The organism is Mycobacterium sp. SMC-4 (genome assembly GCF_025263265.1).
In the GTDB taxonomy this organism is placed as follows: Bacteria; Actinomycetota; Actinomycetes; order Mycobacteriales; family Mycobacteriaceae; genus Mycobacterium.
On record NZ_CP079869.1, the window covers coordinates 4,278,751 to 4,299,958 of the forward strand.

The 21,208-nt window shown below is 65.4% G+C and carries 20 protein-coding genes and 2 pseudogenes; 10 read left to right on the plus strand and 12 right to left on the minus strand.

Features of this window, described 5'->3' with window-relative positions; translation table 11 throughout:
- Window positions 1-73 precede the first annotated feature (73 nt).
- The 6 genes from KXD98_RS20295 to KXD98_RS20320 all read right to left on the minus strand — a co-directional run bounded on the left by KXD98_RS20295 (window position 74) and on the right by KXD98_RS20320 (window position 6,473).
- Window positions 74-2,206, minus strand: a complete 2,133-nt coding sequence (locus KXD98_RS20295; protein ID WP_024444590.1) for a heavy metal translocating P-type ATPase — start codon at window positions 2,204-2,206, stop codon at window positions 74-76.
- 55 nt (window positions 2,207-2,261) lie between these two features.
- Window positions 2,262-2,591 (minus strand): metal-sensitive transcriptional regulator, encoded by a 330-nt coding sequence (locus KXD98_RS20300; protein ID WP_011856766.1) that lies wholly within the window; start codon window positions 2,589-2,591, stop codon window positions 2,262-2,264.
- Window positions 2,592-2,661: 70 nt separating this feature from the next.
- Entirely contained in the window at window positions 2,662-2,940 is a 279-nt protein-coding gene (locus KXD98_RS20305) for a YHS domain-containing protein (protein ID WP_024444591.1), read from the minus strand.
- A 26-nt stretch (window positions 2,941-2,966) separates the two neighbouring features.
- Window positions 2,967-5,252, minus strand: a complete 2,286-nt coding sequence (locus KXD98_RS20310; RefSeq protein WP_073683355.1) for a cation-translocating P-type ATPase — start codon at window positions 5,250-5,252, stop codon at window positions 2,967-2,969.
- A 40-nt stretch (window positions 5,253-5,292) separates the two neighbouring features.
- Complete coding sequence (locus tag KXD98_RS20315; RefSeq protein ID WP_024444593.1) at window positions 5,293-6,264, minus strand: hypothetical protein; 972 nt, start codon at window positions 6,262-6,264, stop codon at window positions 5,293-5,295.
- Window positions 6,261-6,473, minus strand: a complete 213-nt coding sequence (locus KXD98_RS20320; protein WP_011856847.1) for a heavy-metal-associated domain-containing protein — start codon at window positions 6,471-6,473, stop codon at window positions 6,261-6,263. Before KXD98_RS20320 ends, KXD98_RS20315 begins: the two co-directional genes overlap by 4 nt.
- Before the next feature lie 270 nt (window positions 6,474-6,743).
- Here KXD98_RS20320 and KXD98_RS20325 point away from each other — a divergent pair, with 270 nt between their 5' ends.
- Together KXD98_RS20325 and KXD98_RS20330 are read left to right on the plus strand one after the other, a co-directional pair.
- Window positions 6,744-7,454 carry an alpha/beta fold hydrolase gene (locus tag KXD98_RS20325; protein ID WP_234788713.1) on the plus strand — a complete coding sequence of 237 codons (711 nt, stop codon included), beginning with the start codon at window positions 6,744-6,746 and terminating at the stop codon, window positions 7,452-7,454.
- 461 nt (window positions 7,455-7,915) lie between these two features.
- A pseudogene (locus KXD98_RS20330) lies at window positions 7,916-8,305 on the plus strand (AraC family transcriptional regulator); the annotation flags it as partial.
- A gap of 412 nt (window positions 8,306-8,717) precedes the next feature.
- On the opposite strand, the gene KXD98_RS20335 reads toward KXD98_RS20330, so the two are convergent.
- Together KXD98_RS20335 and KXD98_RS20340 are read right to left on the minus strand one after the other, a co-directional pair.
- Complete coding sequence (locus KXD98_RS20335; protein WP_079481877.1) at window positions 8,718-9,359, minus strand: cadmium resistance transporter; 642 nt, start codon at window positions 9,357-9,359, stop codon at window positions 8,718-8,720.
- 138 nt (window positions 9,360-9,497) lie between these two features.
- Complete coding sequence (locus tag KXD98_RS20340) at window positions 9,498-9,887, minus strand: heavy metal-responsive transcriptional regulator (RefSeq protein ID WP_005148625.1); 390 nt, start codon at window positions 9,885-9,887, stop codon at window positions 9,498-9,500.
- A 56-nt stretch (window positions 9,888-9,943) separates the two neighbouring features.
- On the opposite strand from KXD98_RS20340, the gene merA reads away from it, so the two are divergent.
- Genes merA through KXD98_RS20365 form a run of 5 tightly spaced genes read left to right on the plus strand, consistent with a single transcriptional unit; the run spans window position 9,944 to window position 13,730 of the window.
- A complete protein-coding gene (gene merA, locus KXD98_RS20345; protein WP_005148655.1) occupies window positions 9,944-11,347 on the plus strand; it encodes a mercury(II) reductase in 1,404 nt (467 codons plus the stop codon).
- 26 nt (window positions 11,348-11,373) lie between these two features.
- Window positions 11,374-12,015 (plus strand): organomercurial lyase MerB, encoded by a 642-nt coding sequence (gene merB, locus KXD98_RS20350; RefSeq protein WP_005148656.1) that lies wholly within the window; start codon window positions 11,374-11,376, stop codon window positions 12,013-12,015.
- A gap of 32 nt (window positions 12,016-12,047) precedes the next feature.
- The gene (locus tag KXD98_RS20355) at window positions 12,048-12,338 is read left to right on the plus strand and encodes a hypothetical protein (protein ID WP_005148657.1); all 291 of its coding nucleotides are present in this window, start codon (window positions 12,048-12,050) and stop codon (window positions 12,336-12,338) included.
- Window positions 12,339-12,384: 46 nt separating this feature from the next.
- Window positions 12,385-12,885: a redoxin domain-containing protein gene (locus KXD98_RS20360; protein WP_234788714.1), complete on the plus strand. Its 501-nt coding sequence runs from the start codon at window positions 12,385-12,387 to the stop codon at window positions 12,883-12,885.
- Window positions 12,882-13,730, plus strand: coding sequence for a cytochrome c biogenesis CcdA family protein (locus KXD98_RS20365; RefSeq protein ID WP_024444598.1), 849 nt, complete (start codon window positions 12,882-12,884; stop codon window positions 13,728-13,730). The genes KXD98_RS20360 and KXD98_RS20365 overlap by 4 nt, the downstream gene beginning before the upstream one ends.
- 136 nt (window positions 13,731-13,866) lie before the next feature.
- On the opposite strand, the gene KXD98_RS20370 is transcribed toward KXD98_RS20365, so the two are convergent.
- A complete protein-coding gene (locus KXD98_RS20370) occupies window positions 13,867-14,298 on the minus strand; it encodes a hypothetical protein (RefSeq protein WP_225503056.1) in 432 nt (143 codons plus the stop codon).
- 368 nt (window positions 14,299-14,666) lie between these two features.
- Between KXD98_RS20370 and KXD98_RS20375 the strand changes: the two are divergent.
- The 3 genes and pseudogenes from KXD98_RS20375 to ripB form a co-directional block, all read left to right on the plus strand.
- Window positions 14,667-15,068: pseudogene (locus KXD98_RS20375) on the plus strand (sterol desaturase family protein); the annotation flags it as partial.
- A 384-nt stretch (window positions 15,069-15,452) separates the two neighbouring features.
- Window positions 15,453-16,676 carry an Ig-like domain-containing protein gene (locus tag KXD98_RS20380; RefSeq protein WP_059090336.1) on the plus strand — a complete coding sequence of 408 codons (1,224 nt, stop codon included), beginning with the start codon at window positions 15,453-15,455 and terminating at the stop codon, window positions 16,674-16,676.
- A 485-nt stretch (window positions 16,677-17,161) separates the two neighbouring features.
- Window positions 17,162-17,908 (plus strand): NlpC/P60 family peptidoglycan endopeptidase RipB, encoded by a 747-nt coding sequence (gene ripB, locus KXD98_RS20385; protein ID WP_046361656.1) that lies wholly within the window; start codon window positions 17,162-17,164, stop codon window positions 17,906-17,908.
- Window positions 17,909-17,970: 62 nt separating this feature from the next.
- On the opposite strand, the gene KXD98_RS20390 is transcribed toward ripB, so the two are convergent.
- The 3 genes from KXD98_RS20390 to KXD98_RS20400 all read right to left on the minus strand — a co-directional run bounded on the left by KXD98_RS20390 (window position 17,971) and on the right by KXD98_RS20400 (window position 21,204).
- Complete coding sequence (locus tag KXD98_RS20390; protein WP_260760101.1) at window positions 17,971-18,717, minus strand: response regulator transcription factor; 747 nt, start codon at window positions 18,715-18,717, stop codon at window positions 17,971-17,973.
- 109 nt (window positions 18,718-18,826) lie between these two features.
- Window positions 18,827-20,089, minus strand: coding sequence for an MFS transporter (locus tag KXD98_RS20395; protein ID WP_260760102.1), 1,263 nt, complete (start codon window positions 20,087-20,089; stop codon window positions 18,827-18,829).
- Window positions 20,086-21,204, minus strand: a complete 1,119-nt coding sequence (locus KXD98_RS20400; RefSeq protein ID WP_073683290.1) for a PLP-dependent cysteine synthase family protein — start codon at window positions 21,202-21,204, stop codon at window positions 20,086-20,088. The genes KXD98_RS20395 and KXD98_RS20400 overlap by 4 nt, the downstream gene beginning before the upstream one ends.
- Window positions 21,205-21,208: the final 4 nt, after the last annotated feature.

The window sequence follows — 21,208 nt, forward strand, 5'->3', positions numbered from 1 at the left end:
AAGCTCCACATGGTTGGGAGCGGCGATTCGAACTTCACATGGTCGCCGGATGCTCCACATGGTGGGCCGTCCCCTAACGGTTGAGAACGGCGCGGGTGCTCGCCTCGGGCGTCAAATCGAGGCGGCGCAGAAGTTGCGCGTTGAGCGCGACGACGATCGTTGACAGTGACATGAGGATGGCGCCGACCGACATGGGCAGCACGATGCCGATGGGTGCCAGCACACCAGCAGCCAGGGGCACAGAGATGAGGTTGTACCCGGCGCCCCACCAGAGATTCTGTTTCATCTTGCGGTAGCTGGCGCGGGACAGCTCGATGACCGACAGCACCGAGCGGGGGTCGGAACTGGCCAGGATGACACCGGCGGAAGCGATGGCGACGTCAGTGCCGGCACCGATGGCGATGCCGACATCGGCCTGCGCCAAGGCGGGGGCATCGTTGACTCCATCGCCGACCATGGCAACCTTCTTGCCCTCGTGTTGCAGGGCAGCAACTTTCGACGCCTTGTCTTCGGGGCGCACCCCCGCGAACACCCGGTCGATGCCCAGCTGGTGGCCGACACTATTGGCGACGGCTTCGGCGTCGCCGGTGATCATGACGACTTGCACGCCAAGCTTGTGAAGCGCATCGACGGCTTCGCGGGATTCGGGGCGGATCTCGTCGGCCAAGCGCAGGCCGCCGAGCACCTCTCCGTCGCGGATGACGTGCAGAATGATGGCGCCTTCGCCGCGCCACGCGGTGGCCGCGGGGACCTCCTGGGCGCCGACTTCTTCGAGAAGTCGGGGGCCGCCCACTCGGATTTCGTGCCCGTCGACCGTCGCAGTCACACCGACGGCAGGAGAGGACGAGAAGCCGCTGGCGCGCGGCACCGTTAATCCCCTATCCTCGGCGGCTTTCACGATGGCCCGCGCCAGGGGGTGTTCACTGTCGGTCTCGGCGGCGGCGGCGAGCGCGAGCACGATGTCGCCGTCGTCGTCTCCGGTCGCCTCGACGGCGGTGACGGTGGGTTCGCCTTTCGTCAGGGTGCCGGTCTTGTCGAACAGCACGGCGTCGACAGTGCGCATACCTTCCAGGGCCAGCCGATCTTTGATCAAGACGCCGCCTCTGGCGGCGCGTTCGGTGGCGATGGACACGACCAGTGGTATCGCCAGGCCCAGCGCATGAGGGCAGGCGATGACCAGCACGGTGATCGCTCTTACCACCGAGGCATCGGGATTGCCGACGATTGTCCATGCCGCCGCGGTGATCGCGGCGGTGATCAGGGCGAACCAGAACAGCCAGCCGGCGGCCTTGTCAGCAAGGCGCTGGGCACGCGAGGACGAATTCTGCGCTTCGGTGACTAGGCGTTGGATGCCTGCTAGGGCGGTGTCGTCGCCGGTGGCGGTGATCTCGACCCGAAGCCCGGAATCGGTGGCGACGGTGCCGGCTGTGACGGGATCCCCGACGCCGCGGGTAACGGGCCGGGATTCGCCGGTCACCATGGACTCGTCCATGTCGGCGCGTCCGTCGACGATCTTGCCGTCGGCAGGGATGCTGCCGCCGGGTCGGACTACAACGACATCGCCGACGTGCAGGTCGGTCGGCGAGACGGTGACGGTGCGGTCGCCGTCGATCTTCTCGGCTTCGTCGGGAAGTAGTGCGGCCAGTGAGTCCAGCGCTGAGGTGGTCTGGGCCAGCGAGCGCATTTCTACCCAGTGGCCGAGCAGCATGATGACGATGAGAAGGGCGAGTTCCCACCAGAATTCCAGCTCGTGGTGGAGCAGGCCCAAGCTCGCGCCCCAGGACGCGAAAAAGGCGACGGTGATCGCCAGTCCGATCAGGAGCATCATTCCTGGTTTGCGGGAACGGACCTCGTTCAGCGCACCGGTGAGGAAGGGGCGGCCACCGACGACGTACATCACTGTCCCGAGCAGGGGCGCGATCCAGCGTGCGCCGGGGAAGTCGGGGACGTCGTAACCGAGCAGCATCGCGAACATGGTCGAGAACGCGACGACCGGTATGGCGATGATCAGGTTGATCCAGAAGAGCTTGCGGAATTGGGCCACGTGGTCACCGCCGTGGCCGCTATGGCCAGTGTGGCCGGTGTGATTGTCATGGCCGTGGTGTTCGCCGTGTGGGTGGGTGTCAGGGTGTGCGCTGGGGAATTGGTGGTGGGCGTGCCCGCCAGGGTGGGATGTTGCTACGCCGTGGTCATCGCGGTTTGTCATGTTCTTTCCTTAGGGGACTTCGCGTTTCAGTCGACGCGCATTGATGATGTGGGTGTTAGGAACGCACCAAGCGGGCGATGGCTTCAGAGGCTTCTGTGAGTTTGGCGTCAGCGGCCGGTCCGCCGGTGGCGGCGGCGTCACGGACGCAGTGGCGAAGATGGTCGTCAAGCAGTGCCAGCGCGACGCCTTGGAGGGCTTTGGTGAGCGCGTCTGTTTGGGTCAGGATGTCGATGCAGTACCGCTCCTCTTCGATCATTCTGCTGATGCCGCGGGCTTGGCCTTCGATGCGCTTCAACCGCTTGAGGTATTTGTCTTTATCGGTGATGTAGCCGTGGTGGGTGGTGCCTGTTGAGGGGCAGTGCCTGGTGTTGTCGGCGTGGGTCATGACGCTTTCCTTGTGCGTGGTGGTGACTAACTTCGGGTGCCCGGCGAGGAGTGCGCGACGAGGGTCGCGGTCATGCGGCGGAGGCATACTTGTCGGGGTCGCGGTCGAAACGTGGTCCGCATCCCTTGCAGCAGAACCAGTAACGCCGACCGCGATAGTCACGGAATAGTCCCGCCGCTTCGGCGACCGTCTTGTTCACCGGCGTGCCGGGCATCACGGGGCAGGTGGTCTCGTTCTGCGATCCGAGGTCAAGCAGGTTCCTCGCCGTAGGGTCGATGGGTGAGGTATCGATTTTGTCGGCTGCGCCGCTGCAGCAGCAGGCTGACGTGCGGTTCTGATTCTCGGACATTGGTTCTCCTCACAGGTGGCGGTGATTTAACTGGTGGTGTCGGCGGAAGTGGTTTTGAAGCGGCGCAGGCGCAGGCTGTTGCCCACCACGAAGACGCTGGAGAATGCCATTGCGGCTCCGGCCAGCATCGGATTGAGCATGCCCAGTGCTGCGACGGGGATCGCTGCGACGTTGTAGGCGAACGCCCAGAACAGGTTGGTTTTGATCGTCGACAGTGTTTCGCGGGACAGCCTGATCGCGTCAACGGCGCTGCGCAGATCACCGCGCACCAGGGTGATGTCGGAGGCCTCGATGGCGACGTCGGTGCCGGTGCCCATCGCCAGACCGAGGTCGGCTTGGGCGAGGGCGGGCGCGTCGTTGACTCCGTCGCCGACCATGGCGACCGTCTTGCCTTCGGCTTGGAGGCGTGCGATGACGTCAACCTTGCCTTCGGGCATGACTTCGGCGATGACGTCGTCGATGCCGACTTCGGCGGCGATCTGTCGAGCGACGGCTTGGTTGTCGCCGGTGAGCAACACGGGGGTCAGCCCAATGTCACGCATCTGCGAGATTGCCTGTGCGCTCGTCGATTTCACGGTGTCAGCGATGACGAGTACACCGCGCGCCTGCCCGTCCCACCCGACCGCTACCACGGTCTTTCCCTGGGCTTGCGCGCGGGCCTTGGCGTGGGACAGATCCGGGCTGAGGTGTTGCGCCCAGTCGGACAGCAGTGATTCGCGCCCAACGATGACGGCGTGTCCATCCACGATGCCGTGGACGCCTTTACCTTCGACATTCGCGAAGTCCTCCGGAACGGGCAGGGCCTGGAGTTCCTCGGCCGCCGCGGCGGCGACGGCTTGGGCGATGGGGTGCTCGGAGGCGTTCTCCAGGGCGCCGGCCAGTCGAAGCAGCTCCGCGCGTTCGGTTTCCGGCGCTGTGATGACATCGACCAGCGTCATTTTGCCGGTGGTGACGGTTCCGGTCTTATCCAGCACCACGGTGTCAACCTTGCGGGTGGATTCGAGCACCTCGGGACCTTTGATCAGCACGCCGATTTGTGCGCCGCGACCGGTGCCCACCAGCAGGGCGGTGGGCGTGGCCAGCCCGAGGGCGCAGGGGCAGGCGATGACGAGGACCGCGACCGCTGCGGTGAACGCGGCGGCGACTGAGAATCCCGCGCCCAGCCAGGCGCCGAGGGTGATCACGGCGATAGCGATGACGATCGGTACGAAGACGCCGGAAATGCGATCGGCCAGGCGTTGCACTTCGGCCTTGCCGGTCTGGGCGCGTTCGACCAGCTGGGCCATCTGCGCGAGCTGGGTGTCCGAGCCGACGCGAGTGGCCTGCACCACCAGCCGACCGCCGGCGTTGACGGTGGCACCGACCACGGTGTCGCCGGTAGCGACTTCCACGGGTACCGCTTCGCCGGTCAGCATCGAGGCGTCGACAGCCGAGGAACCGGACACCACCACGCCGTCGGTGGCGATCTTCTCCCCCGGGCGCACGATGAACTCGTCGCCAACCACGAGTTCTTCGATGGCGATCTTGGTTTCCGTCCCGTCGCGCAGGACGGATACGTCTTTGGCGCCTAGGTCGAGTAGGGCTCGTAGTGCCGCTCCGGCCTGCCGTTTGGACCGCTTCTCGAAGTAGCGTCCGGCCAGGATGAACGTGGTTACGCCGGCGGCGACTTCGAGGTAGATGTTGGCGGCGCCATGCGACGGCGCCAGGGTGAACGCGAAGGGATGCTTCATACCCGGCGTGCCGGCGCTGCCCAGAAACAGCGCATACAGCGACCACAGGAACGCTGACACGGTGCCCAGCGAAATGAGCGTATCCATGGTCGCGGTGCCGTGTCGCAGGTTGGCCCAGGCGGCCCGGTGGAATGGCCATGCTGCCCACACGACGACGGGGGCCGCCAGCGTGAGCGACGCCCACTGCCAGTACGTGAACTGCAGCGCCGGGATCATCGCCATCGCGACGACCGGCACCGTCAGGACGGCCGAGGCCCTCAGGCGGTGCCGCAGCGAGGCCAGTTCGGGGTCGGCGGTGTCCGCGGCGTGCGGGGTGTCACCGGATGCGTCGGAGGGCATCGGCGTGCGCGGTGTCGGGAGCGCGGCGGTGTAGCCCGTCTTCTCCACCTCGGCGATCAGCAGCGCCGGATCGTATCCGTCAGGCACCGTGACGGTGGCCTTTTCCGTCGCGTAATTGACTGTCGCGGCCACGCCGTCGAGCTTGTTGAGCTTGCGCTCGATGCGGTTGGCGCAGGAGGCGCAGGTCATTCCCCCGATGCGAAGTTCCACACTCGGGCCAGACACCGGTGTCGATGTCGTCATGAAGCCACTGCCTTTCAGTTTCTGATTCGGACGGGATAGCTCAGTGCCCGCCGGCATGGCCGGCGTCACGCGATGGCTCTGGCGCGGGCTCGTTGGTGCCACCGGGTGCGGCGTCGACGACGAAGCTGGCGGTGTGCACGGTGTCCTGGACTTTGAAGTCGAGGTAGAGCAGGTAGCGCCCCGCTGTGGGTGCGGTTGCCGCGAACGACACCGCAGGCCCACCGGTGCCGCCCGGTACCGGCTCGGCCCCCTCAGGGTGCACATGTAGATACGCCAGGTCTCCCTCACGCAAGGCGACGAGATGGCCGTAAGCCCCCAGGTAGGGCTGCAAGGTCATCACCGGCCGGCCGTCGCGCGTGACTGTCGCGGTGAGTTGGTGGGAGACGCCCGCGGTGAGTGCACCGTCCAGTTTCACGGTGTATCCGGCGATGTCATCCACGGTGCGTGTGGCACTCGCCACCGCCGGGACGAACGCGCCGGCCACCTGCACGGTTCGGGTGAGGGTGAGTTTGGCGCTGCCCGCCCCTGCGGGTTGGAAGTCGGCGAACACGCGGTAGGTGCCGGCGGCGTTCCACGTCCACGGCGTTGACCACGTGCCGGTGGCCGCGTCCAGCCTTGGGTGTACATGGGCGAAGTGCTGGCCGTCGGAACGGACCACGATGAGGTGCAGTTGCTTGTCGTGCACGGTCGCGTAGTCCAGCAGCGGCGTGCCGCCCGGGTCGACGATGGTGAAGCTCATCGTTCCCCGATCGTTGGGTGCGCTGGGGGACCGCACCGGGCTCAGGACGTATCCGTCTTCGGCCAACGACAACCCCGGCGGGTCGGCGAAGGGATCGACTGGCGACGCCTGCTCGGTCGGCGGCGCGCTGTGATCCGCTGCAGCATCGGAAGTTTGGGTCTGGGGAGATGTCGCCGCGGTATCAGGGACGACCGCTGCGGCGGTGACGTATGCAGCCGTGAACGCCACTGCCAGTCCGGCGCCAAACGCTGTCAATCGTCCCGCGGCGTTCATGCGACACGCACCGCCGAGTAGCCGGCCTCGTCGACGGCGTTGAGGATCTGCGCGTCGTCGACGGGACGGCTCGACGTCACGATCAGGGTGCCGGTTTTGGCGCTAACTTCGACGTCTTCAACTCCGGCGACCTCGCTGACCTCTTCGCGCACCGACAGCTCGCAATGTCCGCAAGTCATTCCTGTGACGGCGTACGTGCTCGTGCTCATCACCAATCTCCTATCCTCGACGGGTGTAGATACCCCTACCGGGTATACGTAAGAGAGCATATACCCCTTGGGGGTATGCTTCAAGGGTTACTTTCCGGGGTCATTGGTTTGGTGTCGACGCGCGTAGCGCTATCCCGGAACGACGGGAGGGATCAGTTGGTGGTGCGCGCGTTGCACGTCGGAGATGATGGCTGGCCCCTCATGGGGGAGGTCGTCGGGCGCGGCGAACTGATCATCATGCTTCATGGTGGGGGTCCGGATCACTACAGCATGCGACCGCTTGCTGACCGGCTCGCTGGCCGGTATCGCGTTGCGTTGCCTGACATTCGAGGGTACGGAGCATCGCGTTGTCCCGACCCGACGTTGCACCGATGGGATCAGTACGTCAGCGACGTCATTGCGATCGTTCACGCGCTCGATGACACCTGCGCCCACCTTGTCGGCGCCGGACTGGGCGGCACCATCGTTTTGCGGACGTGCCTCCAGCACCCCCGTATCGCCCGGTCGGCGGTGGTCATCAGTGCTGAAGCGATAGAGGACGATGCGGACAAAGCCGCAGACACCGATCTGATGGATCGTTTCGCCGAGCATGCCCGTTCCCGCGGTCTGCAGGCCGCCTGGGAATTGTTCATTCCTGATCTTCAGCCGCTGATCGCCAACCTGGTCGCTGAGGCTATTCCGCGCGCTGACGCCCACAGTGCGGCGGCCGCGGCGTCAATCGGTCATGACCGCGCCTTTGCAACGGTCGAGGACCTCCGGCGCATCGACACTGCGACGCTCGTCATCGCCGGCGACGACATCCGTCACCCCGAGTGCTTGGCCCACAGCCTCGCCGATGTCCTTCCACGAGGGGTCCTCGCCGAAGTTTCGATGTCCCGCCAATTCGTCAACGCTGAGGACATGGCACACGCTTTCGGCCCAGCGATCGAGAACTTCCTTCGCAGAACATCGGACCGGGACACTCGGGTCCATAAAGACTAGGCACTAAGGACGGCGGCAGCAGTGAGGGGCCTCACGCTCCGGCGGCAAGCCGCTCGGGGGCAGCCTGTCGCGGTGCTGTCAGCCGCAGCAGGACTTTCCCTCGCCGGCCTTGCCTGAGCGGCGCCCACTAGTGACACGACCCACCGCGCACAAAGCGATGCATTTGGCGATCGACCGTGCGGTCTGGCTTTGCACGAGCTGCCGAAATCTTTCTTGTACGCTCACCAGCGATACGCCTTCCAGTCGTCGGGCTACCCGCCCCGGGTGATACAACGAAGGTACCCCTGAGGGGTATACGGTACAAGGGCAGCCCGAGCTAGGCGCGGCGGTGGGTGACTGGCCCACGGCGCATATCCTGCATTACCCGTGGCGGCGGATGGCTCCACGCCTGATTCGATGTTCCCCGTTGCTGGCGCCGCGGTAAGTCGATTAATGGAAGGCCGTAGCATCGATTCGTGGCGATGATGCGGGATGGCGGTGGTATCACCGGTGAACCGCACTGGGGCGGGACTGCACTGCTGCGACCTGGGGTGTTGGCGTTCACCGGATCGATTGGCACCACCGATCTACACGCCCACCATGCCGTCCAGATTGTCACCGCAACAACACCTTTCACGATGCGTGACGAGCACGGCAACCAGCATCGCGGCACCAAGGTGGTCGTGCCCGCCGATGCGCCACACCGAGTCGAAGTCGGCGCGCCGGAGGGCACCGTAGTGTTCTTGGAACCGGAGTCTGCCCCAGGGCGCTCGGCGCACCTGCGCGCGCTTCGGTCCGGCTGGACTGTTGCTCCGGTGTTGACGTTCACCCGCCGACGTCCGTTGGCCGTCGTGGTCGACGAGCTGATCGATGTCCGTTCTCATTGAATCTGGGGCACATTTACTAGTCTGACCTGCATTGCCCCAGATTGGATGAGAATTTCGATCGCGACGTTTCTCATTGAATCTGGGGCTACCCTGCTTCCGCGCCCGGCTGCGAGCGCAGCAGGGTAGCCGGAATGGTCTCCTGTCGATTCCGTTGGCTCGGGTACGTCTTCGGTATAACTACTGTGATCGTGTCTCTCGTGACACACGATCATGATTCTGTGGTGCGCTCGCTCGTGTTGGTAGTTCGGGTGCCGGCTGCGGCCTTTGAGCACCTTGGCCACCGCCCGTTTTAGATTGTCATAGCGGATACGGGCCGGGACATCACCAAAGTGGTTGAACGCCAACACATGCCGATGCAGGAGCGCCTCCTGGCCCTGAGTGGTGAAGTTGCTCCGAGCTAGAGGGCGAACGCTCCGCCTTTGATGAGGATGAGGGCCCCGATTGTGATCAGTGCAACGGGCAGAACGATGTGGCCCCAGCGTGAGAGTGCTTTGGCGATGATCGGGTGGGAGGCGAAATATCGGCCGGCCGCGCACCAGATGGCCACACCGATGAGGAACACGATGATGTAAACACCGATGGTGGCGATCGTTGAGACGGCGAAGATCGGAACGTACACGCCGATGTTGTCGCCGCCGTTGGCGAAGGTGATGACTGCGACCTGCCAGGTGCCAGGCGTCAACAGTGTTGCGGGATCATCGGTCGGCGCCGGTTGGGTGCGGCGATCCCGCCAGGCCAGCCATGCCGCCCGCAGCCCCAACACGATGGGCAGCAGCCCGAAGTACGGCAGTGCGGCTGGAGGAAGCAGCGTGGCACCCAGGAGTGCGCCGCCGACCGAAACTGCCAAGATGGCGGTGAAGCCGAGGTACTGACCGGCGGTCACTCGGATGGCTGCGCCACGATGACCGGGCGCCTGGCCGAACATCACCGCGAGGACCACGATGTCGTCGATATTGGTGATGGCGAAGGTGGCGATCGCCTGAACGAGTGTGGCTGGGCTCAGCACGGCCAATGCGACCAGCTTCGAGTGAAATCCCACCGCATCGGGTGAGCCTACTGCTCAGCAGGCCCCGCGCTCCCGCGCACCAACGACCTCCAGTGGGGCGGAAATTCATGACGACTGCCGGGGTCAACGGACTTGACGAAATACATGCCTCCGGTGCCACGGAGGTGGCTCCTAGAGGTATCGACATACGTCATCGGCGCTGCATGATTCCGGGTCGACGCTTTCGGCGCCCTGCCGCAGCCGGGCGATGGTCTCGCGCAGTGCCACCAGTGCGCTGATCTGCTCGTCGAGGTCGGTCAGTCGGATGTCGAGCAGGTCGCGCACGTGCGTGCACGGCGCGTGGCCGCTGTCACGGATGTCGAGGATCTGCCGAATCTGGGCGAGGCTGAACCCGGCGGCCTGTCCCCGTCGGATGAAGCCGACCCGGGCGATCGTGTCGGCGGCATAGTCGCGATACCCCGCCGGGGAACGTTCGGCGGGCGGGAGCAGGCCTTCGTCTTCGTAGTAGCGCAGCGTCGCGGTGGTGGCCCCGGTCGCCTCGGCGAGCTTCCCGATTCTCACGATGTCTCCTCAGAACACTTGACCTTCAAGCCTACTTGAAGGTCAAGGATGGGTGCATGAGTCAGGGATTGGACCTCGCGGTCATCGGTTCCGGCGGCGCGGCGATGGCCGCGGCGATCCGCGCTACCGCGCTCGGCAAGTCCGTCGTCATGATCGAGCGCGGCATCTTCGGTGGCACGTGTGTCAACACCGGCTGCGTGCCGTCAAAGGCCCTGATCGCAGCGGCCGAGGCCCGGCATACCGCAGCCGACACTGCCCGGTTCCCGGGGATCGCCACCACGGCCGGCCCGGTGGACATGGCGGCCCTGATCGCCGGCACGCACGATCTGGTGGAGTCGCTGCGCTCAGAGAAGTACCTCAACGTGGCCGAATCGTATGGCTGGCAGCGCATTCAGGGCCAAGCGCGGTTCGCCGGAACCCCGGACGCGCCCGTCATCGAGGTCGGCGATGCCACCATCGAGGCCGAGCACTACCTGATCGCCACCGGCGCGAACCCAGTCATCCCGCCCGCATTCGAGGGCGTCGCCTACCTGACCTCGACCACCGCGATGGAAGTCACCGAGGTCCCGGAGTCGCTGCTGGTGATCGGCGGCGGCTACGTCGCGTTGGAGCAGGCGCAACTGTTCGCCCGGCTCGGGTCAACGGTGACGGTGCTGGTCCGCTCCACGCTGGCATCGAAGGAAGAGCCGGAAGTCGGCATGGCGCTGCTGGAGGTGTTCGCCGACGACGGCATCCGGGTGGTGCGCCGCGCCACGGTGAGCGAGGTCGAGCAGGCCGACGATCAGGTCACGGTCACCGCGACCATCACCGGCGGAACGCAGCAGTTCCGTGCCGCGAAAGTCCTCGTCGCCACCGGCCGCCGTCCGAACACCGACGGCCTGAATCTCGAAGCGGTGCAGGTCAAAACCGGCGAGAACAACGAGGTCGTGGTGAGCGACGGGCTGCAGTCGTCGAACCCACGGATCTGGGCGGCCGGCGACGTGACCGGGCACCGCGAGTTCGTCTACGTCGCCGCCCATCACGGCGCGATGGTCGCCGACAACATCTTCACCGACGCCGGCCGCAGGGTCGACTACCGCCATCTGCCCCGCGTGACGTTCACCAGCCCCGCGGTCGGTGCGGCCGGGACGACCGAGGCCGAGCTCCTCGCCGCCGGGACACGGTGCGACTGCCGGGTGCTGCCGCTAAAACATGTGCCGCGTGCGGTGGTCAACCGAGACACCCGCGGTTTCATCAAACTCGTCGCCGACGCCGGCACCGGCCGCATCCACGGCATCACCGCCGTCGCCAAGGATGCTGGCGAGATCGCCGCCGCCGCGGTCTACATCCTCGACGCCGCGATGACCGTCGACCAGGTCGCCGGGTCCTGGGCCCCGTATCTGACCATGGCCGAAGGCATCAAAATCGCCGCCCAGTCCTTCAGCGCCGATATGTCCCGACTGTCCTGCTGCGCATCCTGACGCATGGCTCACTCGAAAGGTTCCTGATGCCCAATTTCCTTGACCGCCTGACCATTCCGGAAGAGTCCGGGCTCGACCCGACGATGCTGGTGCCGTTGCTGCGGCTGCTCGCCGCCGGCGAGCCGGTCACCGTGGAGGCGCTCGCCGCGGCCGTCGGCCTCCCGGTTGACGAGGTGACCCGGCGTCTGGCCGCGGTACCCGACACCGAATACGACGAGCAGGGCCGCATCGTCGGCCAGGGCCTGACCCTGCGCCCGACCCGCCACCGATTCACCGTGGCCGGCCAAGAGCTCTACACCTGGTGCGCCCTGGACACCCTCATCTTTCCCACCATCCTGGACCGGCCCGCCAGCATCGAATCCGAATCACCCGTCAGCGGGCACCCGATCAGGGTCTCGGTCGGCGAAAACGGTGTCACCAGCGTGCAGCCCGAGACCGCGGTGGTCTCGCTGGTCAACCCCGACGACCTCACCTCGATCCGGTCCTCATTCTGCAACCAGGTGCACTACTTCACCTGCGCGCAGGACGCCGCGCCGTGGCTCGCCGAGCACCCCGAAGGTCAGATCGTCAGCGTCGCTGAGGCCCACCAACTCGGCGCAGCCCTGACCACACAAATCCTTACCCAGCTCCATACCCCGCCAACTGCCCACCCCGGCTGCTGCAGCTGACCAGCCGCACCCAACCTGATGAGGAGAAATCAATGAATCAACGTCCACGAAGAAATCCCGTGCTGCTGGGTGCGGCAGCGGTGCTGGTGACGGCCCTGTGTTGCGCCGCGCCAGTCCTGATCGCCGGCGGCGCGCTCGCCGCCGTGTGTGGACTGCTCGAGAATCCATGGGTCATCGGGGCAGCCGTCGCGCTGCTGCTGGCGGCTGTGGTCGCCTTCGCCCGCCGCGGTCAACGCGGCGATCACTGCTGTCCCGCCGACAGCCATTCACCCGCGACGCACACGCTCGACGACCTGACGAAAGGAAGCATCGACAATGTCTGAAACGCGTTCGTTTACACCCCACAGGTGGGCGGGCGTTACGGCTGTGATGCTGGCAGCGGGCGCGCTGACCGCGTGCGGCCAATCGGCCACAACCAGCAATCCGACCTCACCGCCACACGCCAACGCCACAACCCAGGCGACGGCGGCGACACTGACCACGGTGGACGGCAAAACCGTCGAACTGCCCGCTGCCGCCCCGACCGCGATCCTGTTCTTCTCCTACGGGTGCGGCGAATGCGTCGGCGGCGGTAAATCCCTGGCCGCTGCTCGGGCGGCCGTGGAGAAAGCCAGAGGCAGCGCCAAGTTCCTAGCCGTCGACATCGTCCCCACCGAGAAACCCGCCGATGTTCGCCACTTCCTGGACCAGATCGGCGGCACCAGCCTGCCCGCGGTCGTCGATACTAACGGGGCCCTGACCAGCCGCTACCAGGTGACCGCGCCGACCACCGCCCTCGTCATCGACCCGTCCGGGCAGATCAGCTACCGCGGCCACGCCCCGTCCCAGGATCAGATCCTGGCCGCCCTCGGCAGCAGCGCCGCACGGTGAACCTGCTCGCGCTCGCGTTTACCGCTGGCATGCTCGCCCCGGTCAACCCCTGCGGGTTCGCGCTGCTACCGGCGTGGATCACCGGCACCATCGCCACCGGCGGCACCGATGCGGTGCTCGTGCGGCTGGCCCGGGCACTGCGCACCGGGGCCGTCCTGACCATCGGGTTCACCGGCACCCTCACCCTCGCCGGTATCGCGATCAGTGCCGGTGCCCGGACCCTGGTGACGGCTGCTCCCTGGCTCGGGATCACGATCGGGCTCACCCTGGCCATCTTGGGCGGCTTCATGCTCACCGGCCGCACCATCGGTCTGCGTATGCCTGCCCGGACGCGTCATCGGCCGGACTCCCCAACAGCCGGTGGTGTGCTCGCGGCCGGAATCGGCTACGCCCTGGCGTCACTGTCCTGCACCTTCGGGGTACTGCTCGCGGTGATCGCCCAGGCCCAGGCCACCAGCGGATGGGGCGGTCTGCTGGCAGTGTTCACCGCATACACAGCCGGTGCCGCCACCATCTTGATGCTGGTCAGCGTCGGCACCGCCATCGCCGGCACGGCCCTGACCCGGCATCTGGGTATCCTCGCCCGCCACGGGACCCGCGTCACCGCCGTTGTCCTCATCGCCACCGGCGCCTACCTCGCGTGGTACTGGCTGCCCGCGGCCACCGGGCACACCGCCAGCGGCGGCAACCTGCTCACCGGCTGGTCGGCCACCGCGACCGGATGGCTGCAGGACCACGCCCTCCCGGCCAGCGTCATTGCCGCCTTCGCTGTGGTGGTCAGCGCGGTGGCCGCGTGCTGGACCACCCACCGCCGGCCAATCACCGGCAAGCAGCGCCGCCGGTGATGATTCACCGGCCGATACACCCAGCCAGATACCACTGTCCCTAACGATTAGAAAGCCGATAGATACAACCGTCGGACACAGTCAGATGCACACCACAAGTGCCTTACTGATAAGGCACATTCAAGACTGCCGACCCCTAAGCGCGACACGCCAGTTCTGCGCCGTCTGAGCGTGTCGTCAATACGGCAGTGGCGAATAGGCGTCGGTACTGCGCCCATTGCTCGACGGGGGTGGCGTCGGCATGGTGGGCGCCGGTGCGTTCGTTGATGCGGTCGAGCAGTAGCGTCGGCCAGGCGGGTTCCGTTGGCGTCCTGGGCTGTTCAACCCGAGGGCGAGCTGTGAGCAATGTTGCGGCTACGGCGATCACATCGGGGTAGGCCACCACGTGCGCTTCTAGGCCATTCTGCAGAATCCCCGCCGCCACGTGACGCTCTGCGTGAGCCCAGAAGACCAGGATGTGGCGGGCGTCGCCCAAGGCGTCATGAAGGTCGACCTCTGAATACTGACGGGCCAAGCGCCGATGCGTGCGCCCGGCACTGAGCACCGTGGGCCGGTCACGAAGATCCACCTGGTCGTCAAGAACGCGCGTTGGTGAACCGATCCAGCGTCGGTGACGGTGGCATACGGAGACATGTGCAGGCAGGTAGCAGTAGACGGGTTCGTGTATTCCCTTGCGTGCCATACATCTTTGACACAAAGGGCGGCGGAGATATTGCTTGAGCGCGGTGGGGTCGCCAGCAAGCCCGCAGAGACGGGACCGGATTACCTGCTCAGGTTGGCCGCTGACGACGGCCAACCAGTCCGGTCGCGGCCGGGCTGCGCATGATTCGGCGACATGGCCGCGCAGTGTGGAGACGCCGATATGGTTGGCGCGGGCCAGCCTGTCGATGTAGGACGATACGGCTTCCCAACGGAACGGTGCGATCGTTCGCGGGAGCCGCTGGTGTGGCACCGCTCATCCTGATCGGTCTGCCCGTCAACGTCGCCTCCCTGCTCGCAATCGCGGTGGCGATCCAGCTGCTGCTGCAGCACTCCAACGCCGACTACCGCGTGGGCCCCGCCAAGCACGTCTTGGCTCTCAACGAAGGCCACCGCTTCCATCACCTCAAGTGGGCCGGCATCGGCGACGTCAACTTCGGGCTGTTCACCCTGGTCTGGGACCACCTCATGCGCACCTACTCCTATAACCCCACCCGCCGATTCGACTCCACCCAGCTCGGCATGGCCGCACACCCCGACTACCCCACCGCGTACGGGCGGCAGCTGATACACCCCTTCACCCCCGCCGGAGGGTGCAGCCTCAAGTCCACCACCGCGACGAAGGACCCCACCGCGTAGAAACCGACACTGGAGCAGGGCTGAGAGCGACCAGCGTCTAGCGCTCCCGGAACCGTGATTGCCTCAAGCGTTCCCGATCTACGCGTACTAGACCCATAGCCTCCTACGTGGCCCATTTCGCGCCACGGGCCGACGATCGACGAACAAACGATCGGCAGCCCGTTCGGCGCCTGCCAGAGCTAGCCGGATGCCATGTCGGGCAGGCCAGAGCGCAAGTCTGCGTCTTTACTGAATCTTCATCGAAGGACTAAGAAAGCCAAATGACGCATCAGCACACTTGAACCATATTCGTGAACGGTGCACCGCCGCCCGCGAACGGCCGTCGCGGCGCACGCAGTGCCCGCTCATCAGCGATGTCAACATTCGGATACGGAGACCACACTGATGCCGCAGGCGACTTGCCTCCCACCGTTTCGCAGGACGGCGCAGTGGCTGCGGACGGCCGTCCTAGCGATGGCGGTGCTGCTGATCGCGGCCGCGTGCAGCTCGTCGCCGGCCGCCGCGCCCCAGCCCGAGGTCATCACTGATAAAGGCACCCCGTTCGCCGACCTGCTAGTGCCCAAATTGCAGGCGTCGGTGACCGACGGAGCGATCGGCGTCGCGGTGGACTCCCCTGTTACCGTGTCCGCCGGTGACGGCGTTCTCGGCCAAGTCTCGTTGACCAACGAAGCCGGCGAACTCGTCGACGGACAGCTCAGCCCCGATGGCGTGTCCTGGTCGTCGGCCGAGCCGCTGGGCTACAACAAGCAGTACACCCTTCATGCCCAGGCCCTTGGACTGGGCGGCGCGACCACTACGACAGCGACCTTCGAAACCCACTCGCCCGACAACTTGACGATGCCCTACGTCCTGCCCAACGACGGGGAAACGGTTGGCGTGGGCCAACCCATCGCGATCCGCTTCGATGAGAACATCACCGATCGGATTGCAGCGCAGCAAGCGATCGACGTGACCACCAACCCCCCGGTCGAGGGAGCCTTCTACTGGCTCAATAATCGCGAAGTACGGTGGCGCCCAGCCGAATACTGGAAACCGGGAACAAAAGTAGAGGTGGCGGTCAACGCGTACGGCGTCAACTTCGGTGACGGGCTGTTCGGTCAGGATGACGTCACTACCCGGTTCACCATTGGTGACGAGGTCATCGCCACCGCCGATGACGCCACCAAAACGATGACTGTGCGGCGCAATGGTCAGATCGTCAAGACCATGCCCATCTCCATGGGTAAAGCCAAGACCCCGACCGATAACGGCGCCTACATCATCGGAGATCGTTACTCGTTTCTGGTGATGGATTCGTCCACCTACGGAGTTCCGGTCAACTCTCCTGACGGATACCGCACCGAGGTGGAGTGGGCGACCCAGATGTCCTACAGCGGGATCTACGTGCACTCTGCACCGTGGTCGGTGGGCAGCCAAGGTATCGCCAATGTCAGCCACGGATGCCTCAACGTCAATCCGGCCAACGCCCGCTGGTTTTACGACAACACCCGACGCGGCGACATCGTTGAGGTCATCAACACCACCGGCCCCACGCTGTCGGGGACAGACGGTTTAGGTGACTGGAACATCCCTTGGGATCAGTGGAAAGCCGGCAACGCCAACCTCTGAAACTCAGATCAGCAGCGGAGACTCACAACCGCCGCCTCCCAGTCACCTCGTGGCACCAGTTACGTGTGCCAGCAGGACGTTTCGCATCCACCGAACCGGGTTGCGAACTGCCGAGTGTCACCCAAGCATCGCGCCGTGGGGCCCACGCAGCACAGGTAGCGCAGCCCTTTCCGCTACGGCACCTTTGGTTTGCCGCCCTAGGTAAAGGCATTTTCACATGTCCGGACCACCGCTTATTTCGTAGCCTTTGCCATCGACGATCGACACTTTCAAGCACCCATTCGCAAAACACCATTAGCAATTTCAGCTGCCGAAATTCCAGCATTGTAATTATGTTGCAGGTGTTACTGATGAGGCATATGTGAGTTAGGCTGATCTACGTATTCGCTACGTACATCGTTGCTGCACAGTACGGAACGCTCTGTTTCGCCTTTCTTGGCGAAACCAATCACCGGCGCTCCGACAGCCGAAAGAAAGAACGCCATATGGAACCGATGGCCCGATGCGTCCGCCCGGAGGAAGGCCGCGTATCTGCGGTCGGCTTTCGCCTGACTGGGGTGATCGTTGCCGTCGTCGCGACGGTACTTTTGGCGTGCACGCCAGCAGCCTCCGCCGAGCCGACAGGCGGTCCGTGGGATCCACTCCTGCCCAAGATCCCGAGTGCGGGAGCGCCCGGCGATCCGGTTGCCATCGCCAACGCGTCCTTGCAGGCGACGGCCGTTGCCACCCAGACTGCGATGGACTTGGGGCGTAGCTTCCTGAGCAGTCTCGGACTCGTCAGTCCCGCGGCAAGCCCCCAAACGAGCGTCCGCGGCAACCGTCTCTACGGTGCCCAGGCGATCGAATACGTTATCCGCAGGGCAGGAACGCAGATCGGCGTTCCCTACTCCTGGGGAGGGGGCAGCCTCACCGGCCCTAGTCGCGGTGTCGACCAAGGCGCAGGCACCGTCGGTTTCGACTGCTCAGGACTGACACGATTCGCCTTCGCCGGCGTCGGAGTACTGTTGCCGCGATGGTCCGGCGACCAGTACAACGCTGGCCGCAAGGTACCTCCCGCGCAAGCTAAACGCGGTGACCTCCTGTTCTGGGGGCCCGGCGGAAGCCAACACGAAGCGATCTACCTCGGCGGCGGAAAAATGATCGAGGCGCAACAAACCGGCGTTCCCATCAAGATTTCACCGGTGCGTACCGCCGGGATGACACCCTACGTCATACGGATTATCGAGACCTGACCCCGAACGCTTCCGCCAACAGCTTCCTCCCACCAAACGCCTTGTCTGCACCGGGTAATGGTTCAGCCGGCCAGACAGTAGCCGATGCCGCGGACCGTCCGGACATAGCGCGGACGAGACGGGGCGTCACCGAGCTTGCGTCGAAGATTGCCGATGTGCACGCCCAGCGCCGACCGCCCGCCGGGCTGCGTCGCCCCCCAAAGGACTTCCTGAAGTCGTCGGCACGTCACGGGCTCCCCTGGATCATCGGACAACACCCGAAGGATCGCGAACTCCGTTCGAGTCAGCGATATGACGTTGCCGCGCTGATAGACCCGCCGGACCCCCACGTCGATCACCAGATCGTCGACGTGGCGTCGCTGCGCGCCGCCGACCTCGCTGCGCTGGTGAGAACGCCTGAGCGTCTGCCGTATTCGCGTGTTGAGTATGTCGCGGGAGCCGATGGGAGCCACTCCGACGCGCGATATTAGTGGCGCCATCTCTGTGTCGGCGAGGGCGACGACGCCGCACTGGGCGGCCTGGCGAACACGGTCAAGGACGACGGCGCCGTGCGCGGATGATCCCAGGCACACCACCACCACGTCGGGGTCATCGTCGCGCACCGCGGTGAGCGCTGCAGCATCTGAGCGTGCGACGTCGACGGCGAACTCTTCGGCGCGTAGGGTGCGGGCCAACATGTCGGCGTAGATGCGCCGAGGTTCAACCAGCAGAACGCGAATGCGCCCAGCGGCTACCGCCGGAGAGGCAACGCTGCCCGAAGCGGGGTGCGGCTCGATGGTCGTGGCAGTCTCCTTGCCAGCGTGGGCCATTCACGGCGTGAAGGTGTCCGCGCGCTGCTGGAACCAGCATATCGCCATCTACGTAGCTACTACGTAGATGGCGATATGGGGTGTCGGGCATGTTCGCGTCGTTGGGTGTTCAGCGGGGGGTTTGCGCGGAGGATGTCAGCTGTTCGGGTTGAAGTCGGCCCCGTCGGTCCAGCCGGAACAAGGCCGCGGCGGAGGCCAGCCCGATTGCCGACAGCAGAACCCACAGCAGCCAGGGTTGTCCGAGATCTCGGGCGGCCTGCATCAGCGAGCCGGTGGCCAGATTGCCGACAAGAATGCCGACTCCGACGATGGTGTTGTAGAAGCCGTAGTGCGTTCCGATGAGACGGTTGTTGGCCAATGAGACGACGGTGTCCATCTCGAACGGGAAGACGGCCGCCGACCCGACCGCCAGCACCGCCGTGGCGACGAGTAGCGCGGTCGCGGCGGCGACTCTGCCTGCCCTGGTGTCATCGGGCAGCACGATCAGCGGCAAAAACGACGCCGCGAGGATCAGCATGCCGATCACCAGGGAGCGGCCGGCGCCCCAGCGGTGGGCGAACCATCGTGTGATCCGCATCTGGCCGAGGACGGCAACCAGACCCGAGACCAGGAAGATCATGGCGGTGACAACGGAATCGTTGCGCGGAAACAGGTCTCGCGCCTGAAGCGGCAATGCCAGATAGACCTGGAATGACAAGACATACGACCCGATCATGGCCGCGGCGAAGAGCAGAAAGGAGCGGTTGGCCGCGACTGTTCGCCAGTCCTGCAGCACCGATGTTTTCTCGTCAGGTGTCCCCGCGGCGCGGTGGGGCAATGCGAAGAGTTGGGCCACGGTCAGCGCAGCGAACACCACCGCTGCGGCGGCAGCTGTCATTCGGAAATCGACGAACATCAAGGCCAGCCCGACAAGGGGTCCGGCCAGAATGCCCGCCTGATAGAACACGTTGAATACCGCGAAGGCTTCCACGCGCCGTGGGCCCGCGTCGGCCGCCAGATAGGCGCGCACCGCAGGATTGAACAGGGCGCCGGCGAAGCCGGTTGCTGCCGAGGCGATCAGAACCGCCGGTAGCGATTCAGCGAAGACGAGCAGGCCGAATCCTGCTGTCCGGAGGACACATCCGCAGACGATGAGCGGTTTGTAGCCCAGCCGGTCTGCCAGAGTGCCGCCGATGAGAAACATGCCTTGCTGGGAGAAGTTACGTACACCCAGCACCAGGCCGATGGCCCACGCGGCCAGCCCCAACGGGCCGGCGAGGTAGCCGGCCAGGTAAGGCATGAGCATGTAAAAGCCCAGGTTGATGCCGAATTGGTTGATCATCAGCATCCGGCTGGGCCAACCAAAGCTGCGGAAGGCTGACAGCAGGGTCATCGTGACTGCACCTCGGTGGGGTCGACAACGGTGGTGCATCGCGTCCACGCCGTGACTGTCTGGGTCATCGGGTCCTCAATGGTGGCGGGATGCCTCGGGGGCGCTGCGTCGAGCAGGCCGTGGGCGCGGCAGTAGTCGTCGTTGTAGATGGTGTCGAAGTAGCGTTGCGGGCCGTCCGGGAAGATCGCTGCGACAGTGGCTCCGGCAGGGCTATTGCGTGCGACCCAGCCTGCAACTAGGGCGACCGCACCGACGCTCCAGCCGCCACTGGCGTAGTGGGTGGCCGCCAGGGTGCGGCATGCCCACACCGACTCCGCGGGGGCAACCCAATGCACTTCGTTGAACGCTTGGTAGTCGACGTTGCCGGGATAGATGCTCGAGCCCAGGCCTCGCATGAGCCGAGAAGCCGCGGGCTGGCCGAAGATCGTCGAGCCCACCGTGTCGACGCCGATCAGCCGCAGCTGCGGGTTAAATTCTCGGAGGACGCGTGCGACGCCGGCCGAGTGGCCTCCGGTGCCCACCGAGCACACCAGGACATCAACGGCGCCGAGTTGTTCGTTCAGTTCCAACGCGAGCCCGCGGTAGGCCTCGACGTTATCGGGGTTGCTGTATTGATCGGGATGCCACGCGCGCGGGTCGGTGGCCAAGATCTTCTGCACGCGGTCACGGCGAGCCTGCTGCCAGCCTCCCTGTGGGTGCGGTTCAGTGACCAATTCGATGTCGGCGCCGAATGCGGCGAGCATATTCTGAATGATCGGCTCCATCCCGGGGTCGGTGACCAAGGTGACGGGGTGCCCGTAGACCGTTCCGGCTAGTGCGAGACCCAATCCCAGCGTCCCGCTGGTGGATTCAACGATGCGGGCGCCGGGGGTAAGTGCCCCGCGGGAGCGGGCGCGTTCGACCATGTGTAGCGCGGGTCGGTCTTTCATTCCTCCCGGGTTGAAGCCTTCGAGTTTGGCCCAAAAGCCCCGCTCTTCTGACGTGAACGGTGCGCCGATTCTCAAGACAGGGGTCTGGCCGACCATGGTGGCCGGCCGCTCGTTGCGGCCGCGTTGTGGCTGTGCCGATCGGGTGTGGGAAGTGCGTGCATGGCGGATTGGCAGGGCAGGATTCATCGAT